Below are 7392 nucleotides of genomic sequence, written 5' to 3'. Positions count from 1 at the left end.
CAGCACGCGCACGCTCAAGGCATCGGCGCCGCCGGCACGCAGCGCGAGGCGCAGCGGCGCCGGGCTGGCCTGCTGCTGCACCGCCATCTCGCGCAACACGAAGGCCGGGCCGTCGTGCGCATGGGCGGCCACCTGCAGGCGGCGCAGCCGCTCGGCGCGCAAGCGGGGCGGCAGCCAGGCCAGCACCGCACCGACATGCCCGCTGTGCAGCGCCTGCTCCAGCGCCCACAGCCGCGCATCGACACCGGCTTCGTGCGGCCGGCCGTCGACCCCGGGGATGCCTTGCGTGCCGGTGTCGATCACCAGCAGCTGCTCGGCATCCAGCCCCATCTGCATCAGCGCCCAGGCCGACAGCGCCGCCGGTGGATCGAACAGCATCACCAGCCGGCCGGCCCGCTGCGTGGCAGCAAGGCAAGGGGCCAGCAGGCGGATCTCGCCGAGGCCCGGGTGCGGCAGCAGCAGCTCGCTGAGCGCACGCCGCGGCCAACCGCCGCCGGGCAGCTGGGCATCGAGCGCCGCGAAGCCGCTGGGCAGGGCACGCTCGACGCCGCGCCCCATCTGGTTGGCACGCCACACGCTGGTGTGCAGCCGCTCGGGCAGCGGCGAGCGGGCGGAAGAGGCGAAGGAGGCGGAGGCGGGAGGCATGGCAACTACTGTATGCACATCCAGTATATCGATCCACTTGAAAACGGGGTCATGGCGTTACAAGTCTGTCTGAAGCAGCCTTTGGCACATTTATGATTGCTTTTGGCAATCAACTCCGGCAGCATGGCGGCCATGCCTGATGCCTTGCCCGCCTCCGATCCGAGCCACCGTGTTGCCGCGGTGCGTGCCTTCAACCGCTTCTACACGCGCCGCATCGGCGTGCTGCACGAAGGCCTGGTCGACAGCGGCTTCACGCTGACCGAATCGCGGCTGCTGTGGGAGTTCGCGCACCAGGCGCAACCGACCGCCGGTGAACTCGCGCGCTCGCTGGATCTCGACCCCGGCTACCTGAGCCGCCTGCTGCGCGGCCTGCGCGAACGCGGGCTGATCGAGGCGACGCCGTCGGCCAGCGATGCGCGGCAATCGCACCTGTCGCTCACCGCGGCCGGCCGCGCCGCCTTCGCGCCGCTCGACAGCGGCTCGCAGCAGCAGGTGCAGGCGCTGCTGACGGCGCTGGACGAGGCGTCGCAGCAGCAGTTGCTGCAGGCGATGGGCACGCTGCAGCGCCTGCTCGACGACGCCCCGGCGCGCCGCACGCGCGATCCCTACCTGCTGCGACCGCACCGCCCGGGCGACATCGGCTGGGTGATCGCACGCCATGGCGCGCTGTATGCGCAGGAGTACCGCTGGGACATCGGCTTCGAGGCGCGGGTGGCGCGCATCGCCGCGGCCTTCATCGAGCATTTCGACCCCGCGCGCGAGGCTTGCTGGATCGCCGAGCGCGACGGCGCGAACGTCGGCTGCGTGTTCCTCGTGCAGGCACGCGACGAGGCGACGCAGGCGGTGCAGGACGGCGTGGCCCGGCTGCGCATGCTGCTGGTCGAGCCGTCGGCGCGCGGGCTGGGCCTGGGGCGCCGGCTGGTGCAGGAGTGCGAGCGCTTCGCGCGCCAGGCCGGCTACCGCCGCATCACGCTGTGGACGAATGCGAACCTGCTGGCCGCGCRCGGCATCTACGCGGCAGCAGGCTATCGGCTGGCCGCGAGCGAACCGCACCACAGTTTCGGGCACGATCTGGTCGGAGAAACCTGGAACCTTGATCTGACATGACCTGCCCCTGCGGCCTGCCCCACCCCTATGCCGACTGCTGCGGCCGCTACCACGCCGGAGCGCTGCACCTGCAGGCGCCCGATGCGCCGTCGCTGATGCGATCGCGCTACAGCGCCTTCGTCAACGGCTTGCCGGACTACCTGTTGGCAACCTGGCACGCGAGCACGCGGCCCGCCACGCTGGAGCCCGATCCACCGGGCCTGCGCTGGCTCGGGCTGGACGTGCGCGGGCATGCTTCACAGGATGCCGACCATGCGACGGTGGAGTTCGTCGCCCGCAGCAAGCTCGGCGGCCGCGCGCAGCGGTTGCACGAGACGAGCCGCTTCGTGCGCGAGGACGGCCGCTGGTTCTATCTCGACGGCGAATTCTGACTACGCGAATTCCTGCCGCACCGCCGCCGACATCAGCCGGCGGATGATCCACCCGAGCAGCCCGCAGGCGCCGAGCGTCACCAGCACCGCCATCACGCGCGCCGCGGTCACGAAGCCGCCGAACACGCCGAGCGCCTTGGGCGGCAGCGTCGCGGTGCTCAGCGTGCTGTCGACCACCGACTGCATCACCTCCTGCTGCAGCCACAGGCCGAGCAGGTTCGCGACGATCGCCAGCAGCAGCAGCGCGATGAAGGTGCGGCGCGCCCAGTTCAGGCGCAGCAGCAGCCCGACGGCCGACACCAGCGTCGCCAGCGACATCACGAGCCCGGCATTGACCACCCACGGCAGGTGTCCGATCAGCAGCCCGAACAGGCCGCTGACCTGCAGGCCGTCGCTGCGGAATCCACCCGACACCAGCATCGCGTTCTGCAGCAGCGCCGAGGCACAGGCCAACGCGCCGATCAGCATGAACACCCACGCGGTCGCGGTGACGAAAATCGAACGGGCTCCGACAGTGATGGTGGTGGGCATGGCGCTTCCTCGACAGCGTCGATTGTCCGGAGCGCGGGCGGCCTTGTCATGCGCTGCGGCACGCGCCCCCCCAGGATCGAGGGGACGGTGCGCCATCATCTGTGCACATCGCGCCACAAGGTGTCAGCCGATGTATCAACCGAAGCGCAACGCGTACACCGGCGGCAGCTGGGCCGGCAGCGCCGCCCACCGGTCGCCGCTGTCGTCGCTGCTCCACACATGGCCGGTCGTGCTGCCCATCAGCAGGCTGCGGCCGTCGGGCGATACGTCGAGCCCGTGGCGGTACAGCAGGTCGTAGCAGTGCTGCTGCGGCAGCCCGCTGCGCAGCGTCTCGAAGCTCGCGCCGCCGTCGCGCGTGCGGTTGACCACCAGCGCCCCGCCGACCGGCACGCGCTGCTGGTCGGCCACGCCGGGCACGAACCAGGCCGTCTGCGCGTCGCCGGGGTGCACCGCGACCGCGAAGCCGAAGTCCGACAGCGGCGCGCTCGTCACCTGCTGCCACGAGGCCGACGCATCGGTCGAGCGCCAGATGCCGTTGTGGTGCTGGGTCCAGAGCACGTCCGGCTGCGCGGCGCAGCGCACGATGCGGTGCGGATCCTGCGTGTTCGGCGAGCCGGCCTGCTCCGGCGGCATGTAGGCGGCGCGCATGCCGTCGGCCTGCAGCTGCCAGTTCGCGCCGTCGTCGCGCGTGACCCAGGCGCCGCCGCAGCTGATGCCCAGCACCAGGTCGCCGGCGCGCCGGGGATGCGGGCAGATCGAATGGATGCCGGGCACGTCGTAGCCGCCGCCGAACCATTCGGCACGCTCCGGCCGTTGCCACAGCGAATCGACCAGCTGCCATGAGTCGCCGCCATCGCCGCTGCGGAACAGCCCGCCCGGCAGCGTGCCGAGCCACAGCGTGCCGTGGTCGCGCTCCAGCGACCACACCTGGACCACCTTCCACGGTACGCCGGTCGCGTCGGCCGGCTGGGGCGGAAAGGCCGGCGCCGCCACTTCATGCCAACTGGCGCCCTGGTCATCCGACGCATGCAGCTTGACGCCGAAGTGCCCCAGGTTCAGCGCGGCCAGCATGCGGCCCTCCGGGCCGGGCGGCAGCAGCATCGACACCGGCTCGCCGAGGAAGCTGGTGCGGGCGATGTGCCAGGCGCCGCCGTGGCCGCGCTGCAGTTCGAACAATCCCTTGCGGGTGGCGGCCCAGGCACGATCCTGCATCTGCAACTCCTCGAGGTTCAACCGCCGGACAGGGCCTGCATCACGTGGACCCGGCTGTCCGGCCACAATGCATCGGCCAGCGCGACGCGGTCGTCGCTGCGCACGCCGTCGACGAAGGCGACCACGTTCGGCCGCAGGTGGCCCTGCTCGTCGAGCACATAGCCGCGCAGGCGCGGGTGCGCGGCGAACACCGCGTCGAGCGCGTCGCGCAGGCTGCCGGCCTCGACGTCGAGTTCGGGCGTCTCGATGAAGCGGCGCAGCTGCTGCGTGAACACGACGTGGGCCATGGGGCGCGATGATGCCCGCAGCGGCCAGCCGCGACAATCCGTGGATGAACTACGGACCGCTGTACGCCGCCCTCGCCTTCGCCCTGTGGGGCATCTTCCCGCTGTTCTTCCGCCGGCTCGCGATGCTGCCGGCCGGCGAGGTGCTCGCGCACCGCATCGTCTGGTCGCTGGTCTTCGTGCTGATCGTGCTGGGCGTGCGCCGCCAGTGGGGCTGGCTGCGGCCGCTGCTGGGCCAGCCGCGCGTGCTGGGCGCGTTCGCCGCGAGCGCGCTGCTGCTGGCGGTGAACTGGCTGACCTACATCTGGTCGGTCAACAACGGCCACGTGATCGACGCGAGCCTCGGCTACTTCATCACGCCGCTCGTCAACGTGCTGCTCGGCTACACGGTGCTGCACGAGCGCCCGCGGCGCGGCCAATGGATCGCCCTCGCACTGGCGACGGCCGGCGTGGTGTGGCTGACGGTGCAGGCCGGCCAGCTGCCATGGATCGCGCTGGTGCTGGCCGCGAGCTTCGGCAGCTACGGCCTGCTGCGCAAGGTGGCCGTGCTCGGCCCGCTGGAGGGGCTCACGCTGGAGGCGATGCTGCTCGCGCCGCTGGCCGTGACCGCGCTGCTGTTCTGGCAGGTGCAGGGCACCGGGCAGTTCCCGTTGCCCGACACCGCGACCAACCTGTGGCTGYTGGCCGCCGGGCCGATCACCGCGGTGCCGCTGCTGCTGTTCGCCGCCGGCGCACGCCGCATCTCGATGACGACGCTCGGGCTGATGCAGTACATCGGCCCGACGATCCAGTTCGGGCTCGGCGTGTGGCTGTTCGGCGAGCCGTTCGGCGGTGCGCGGCTGGCCGGCTTCGGCTTCATCTGGGGGGCGCTGGCGGTGTACAGCCTGGAAGGGTGGTGGGCGGTGCGGAGCCGGCGTGGCTGATGCGTGGAACTTGCGGGGGCTGCGTGCCACATAGAAGCATGGCCGTCCAACAGAAACGTTCGCGTTCACCCACCCCTCCGGGAAATTCCCGTTCCGCCAAAAGGCTTCGCCTCACCAAGACTCGCGCCGACTTCGCCGAGCTGCTCGCCCGACAGAAAGGCGTCGTATCGTGGAAGCTTTCGGACGACAACGGCCGGCACTCAGGTTCCGACTTCGGCTCGCTGGCCGGCTTGGTCAACGGTTCGTCTTCGATACGAGAGCTTCAGTTGGAATGGGATGACGGAAAAGCCGGATCCAAGAGCCTGTCGGTGCTGGAGGAATTGAAAACCTGCAGCGAACTGAAGTCGCTGTCGCTCCATCTCGAGATCGAAAATGACCCGGACGTCGCCGACGCGCTGGCCCGCAGCCTGTGCTGCATGCATGACCTCGAGCAGCTCAGCCTGGGCGGCTTCGTCGGCGAGGAGGCCTTCTCTCCGTTGACGACTGCGCTTCCTGCAAGGCTGCGAGACCTCAGGCTGCACCACAGTACTCCCGAGGCGCACGCATGCCTGGTCGAGCACCTGTTCACCACACCGCTGCCTCATCTGGAGTGCCTGCATCTGCAATGCGGCGAGAAGCTGCACGATGTGGACGCACTGGAAATCTGGGCCCGCCTGGGCCAGGCCCTGGTGGCATGGATCCCATCGGCGCCCTCGCTGTGCGAGCTGAGCTATCCAGCCGAGGTCCGGTGGTATGTCGCCGCCCATCCACTGCGTGGCACGCTGGCCAAGAGCCCTTCGCTGCACGCCTTGAGCTTTGCGCCGGATCACCGCAACCGCCAGTACGAGGACGTCGACGACATTCTGAGACTGGTGAATTCGCGGCTCGACAAGAACCTCGCCCGGCTGCTCGACCATCCCTGCGAGTTCTTCGATCCGGTCTGCAGCGCCTTCATGGGCCATGTCCTCGGGACCGGTGACCTGGCCCCCCATGACATCGCGCGCCATGTCCAGTCCTTCGTGATGGGCAACAACACGCCGCGAGATCGCTGGCGTGCGATGGCACTGTTGTTCGTCTGCAAGGCGTTCTACAAGGTCACCCACGGGAGGGAGGCCGTCGTCCGGCTTCTGCGAAACCAGAATGACGCAAGACGTGTCATCGAACAGCAGTACGGCATCGTCACCGGCCAGACGGTGCATCGCCTGCAAGGGAAACTGATGGGAGTCTGAAGCCCGCCCGTCCCACGGGTTGCAGCTGGTCACAACCCGGCGGCGCTTCGGCAACAGCGCGGGGCCAGAATGGAAACGATTCCATCGGAGCCCTTCCACCATGAACCGTCGACTCCACCTTGCCCTGCTGTCGTTGAGCGTCGTCCTGTCCGCTTGCGGCGGCGGCTCGGACGACGAATCGTCCCCGCCGGCGTCGGGCGCTCCGCCGGCACCCGCGCCAGTTCCAGCACCGTCCCCCGCACCAGCGCCGGCCCCTTCGCCGGCACCTGCACCAGCGCCCTCTCCGGCACCGGCACCGGCACCGGCTCCTGCCCCCGCTCCTGCGCCAGCCCCAGCCCCAGCCCCAGCCCCAGCGCCCGCGCCGGCCCCGTCGTCGACCGACCTGACCGATGCCCGCAAGAAGGACATCGCGATGCAGATCGTCTCCAGCGCCGAGAACTCGTCGCTGAACTGGAAGGCGCAGTACGCCTACATCCAGGACATCAACGATGGCCGCGGCTACACCGGCGGCATCATCGGCTTCTGCTCGGGCACCAGCGACATGCTGGAAGTGGTGCAGGACTACACCCAGCGCTCGCCGAACAACGTGCTGGCCAAGTACCTGCCGGCGCTCAAGAAGGTGAACGGCAGCGATTCGCACGCCGGCCTCGACCCGACCTTCACCGGCGACTGGAAGACGGCCGCTGCCGACGTGATCTTCCAGCAGTCCCAGGACAGCGTGCGCGACGACACCTACTTCAACCCGGCCGTCAGCCAGGCCAGGACCGACGGGCTGCGCGCGCTCGGCCAGTTCGCCTACTACGACGCGATCGTGATGCACGGCCCGGGCAACAACGGCGTCAGCTTCGGCGGCATCCGCAAGAGCGCGATGGCGAAAGCCAGGACCCCGGCGCAGGGCGGCGACGAGACGACCTACCTGAACGCCTTCCTCGATGCCCGCGTGGCCGCGATGAAGACCGAAGAGGCCCACAGCGACACCACCCGCGTCGACACCGCGCAGCGCGTCTGGCTGAAGGCCGGCAACTTCGACCTGAACACGCCGCTGAACTGGAAGGTCTACGGCGACAGCTTCAGCATCAAGTAGCGCCTGACCGGGCCGGAAAGCCCGAGC

General features: G+C 69.8%; 9 protein-coding genes. 5 read left to right on the top strand and 4 right to left on the bottom strand.

Annotated elements, in window-relative coordinates:
* The coding region (gene imuA, locus AC1D01_RS14515) for a translesion DNA synthesis-associated protein ImuA (protein WP_477867346.1) at window positions 1-645 on the bottom strand (645 nt) is incomplete at its 3' end.
* 132 nt (window positions 646-777) lie between these two features.
* Between imuA and AC1D01_RS14510 the strand changes: the two genes are divergently transcribed.
* Together AC1D01_RS14510 and AC1D01_RS14505 are read left to right on the top strand one after the other, a co-directional pair.
* Window positions 778-1752, top strand: a complete 975-nt coding sequence (locus AC1D01_RS14510; protein ID WP_477867344.1) for a bifunctional helix-turn-helix transcriptional regulator/GNAT family N-acetyltransferase — start codon at window positions 778-780, stop codon at window positions 1750-1752.
* Window positions 1749-2123 (top strand): YchJ family protein, encoded by a 375-nt coding sequence (locus tag AC1D01_RS14505; protein WP_477867342.1) that lies wholly within the window; start codon window positions 1749-1751, stop codon window positions 2121-2123. Before AC1D01_RS14510 ends, AC1D01_RS14505 begins: the two co-directional genes overlap by 4 nt.
* On the opposite strand, the gene AC1D01_RS14500 is transcribed toward AC1D01_RS14505, so the two are convergent.
* The 3 genes from AC1D01_RS14500 to AC1D01_RS14490 all read right to left on the bottom strand — a co-directional run bounded on the left by AC1D01_RS14500 (window position 2124) and on the right by AC1D01_RS14490 (window position 4153).
* Window positions 2124-2654 (bottom strand): hypothetical protein, encoded by a 531-nt coding sequence (locus tag AC1D01_RS14500; protein ID WP_477867340.1) that lies wholly within the window; start codon window positions 2652-2654, stop codon window positions 2124-2126.
* A 135-nt stretch (window positions 2655-2789) separates the two neighbouring features.
* Complete coding sequence (locus AC1D01_RS14495) at window positions 2790-3866, bottom strand: WD40/YVTN/BNR-like repeat-containing protein (protein WP_477867338.1); 1077 nt, start codon at window positions 3864-3866, stop codon at window positions 2790-2792.
* A 17-nt stretch (window positions 3867-3883) separates the two neighbouring features.
* A complete protein-coding gene (locus AC1D01_RS14490) occupies window positions 3884-4153 on the bottom strand; it encodes a MoaD/ThiS family protein (protein ID WP_477867336.1) in 270 nt (89 codons plus the stop codon).
* A gap of 44 nt (window positions 4154-4197) precedes the next feature.
* On the opposite strand from AC1D01_RS14490, the gene rarD reads away from it, so the two are divergent.
* The 3 genes from rarD (at window position 4198) to AC1D01_RS14475 (ending at window position 7365) form a co-directional block, all read left to right on the top strand.
* Window positions 4198-5073: an EamA family transporter RarD gene (gene rarD / locus AC1D01_RS14485; protein ID WP_477867334.1), complete on the top strand. Its 876-nt coding sequence runs from the start codon at window positions 4198-4200 to the stop codon at window positions 5071-5073.
* A 38-nt stretch (window positions 5074-5111) separates the two neighbouring features.
* Entirely contained in the window at window positions 5112-6281 is a 1170-nt protein-coding gene (locus AC1D01_RS14480; RefSeq protein ID WP_477867332.1) for a hypothetical protein, read from the top strand.
* Window positions 6282-6693: 412 nt separating this feature from the next.
* Window positions 6694-7365, top strand: a complete 672-nt coding sequence (locus AC1D01_RS14475) for a chitosanase (protein WP_477867330.1) — start codon at window positions 6694-6696, stop codon at window positions 7363-7365.
* Window positions 7366-7392: the final 27 nt, after the last annotated feature.

The sequence above is a fragment of the Rhizobacter sp. P3_B12 genome (assembly GCF_056402895.1).
Note: the sequence above shows the minus strand (reverse complement) of the source record. Positions and strands in the feature narration are given on the sequence as shown.

Coding starts and splice junctions, on each gene's coding strand:
- AC1D01_RS14490 (WP_477867336.1), bottom strand. CDS start 4,153: ATGGCCCACGTCGTGTTCACGCAGCAGCTGCGCCGCTTCATCGAGACG.
- AC1D01_RS14505 (WP_477867342.1), top strand. CDS start 1,749: ATGACCTGCCCCTGCGGCCTGCCCCACCCCTATGCCGACTGCTGCGGC.
- AC1D01_RS14495 (WP_477867338.1), bottom strand. CDS start 3,866: ATGCAGGATCGTGCCTGGGCCGCCACCCGCAAGGGATTGTTCGAACTG.
- AC1D01_RS14475 (WP_477867330.1), top strand. CDS start 6,694: ATGCAGATCGTCTCCAGCGCCGAGAACTCGTCGCTGAACTGGAAGGCG.
- AC1D01_RS14480 (WP_477867332.1), top strand. CDS start 5,112: ATGGCCGTCCAACAGAAACGTTCGCGTTCACCCACCCCTCCGGGAAAT.
- AC1D01_RS14500 (WP_477867340.1), bottom strand. CDS start 2,654: ATGCCCACCACCATCACTGTCGGAGCCCGTTCGATTTTCGTCACCGCG.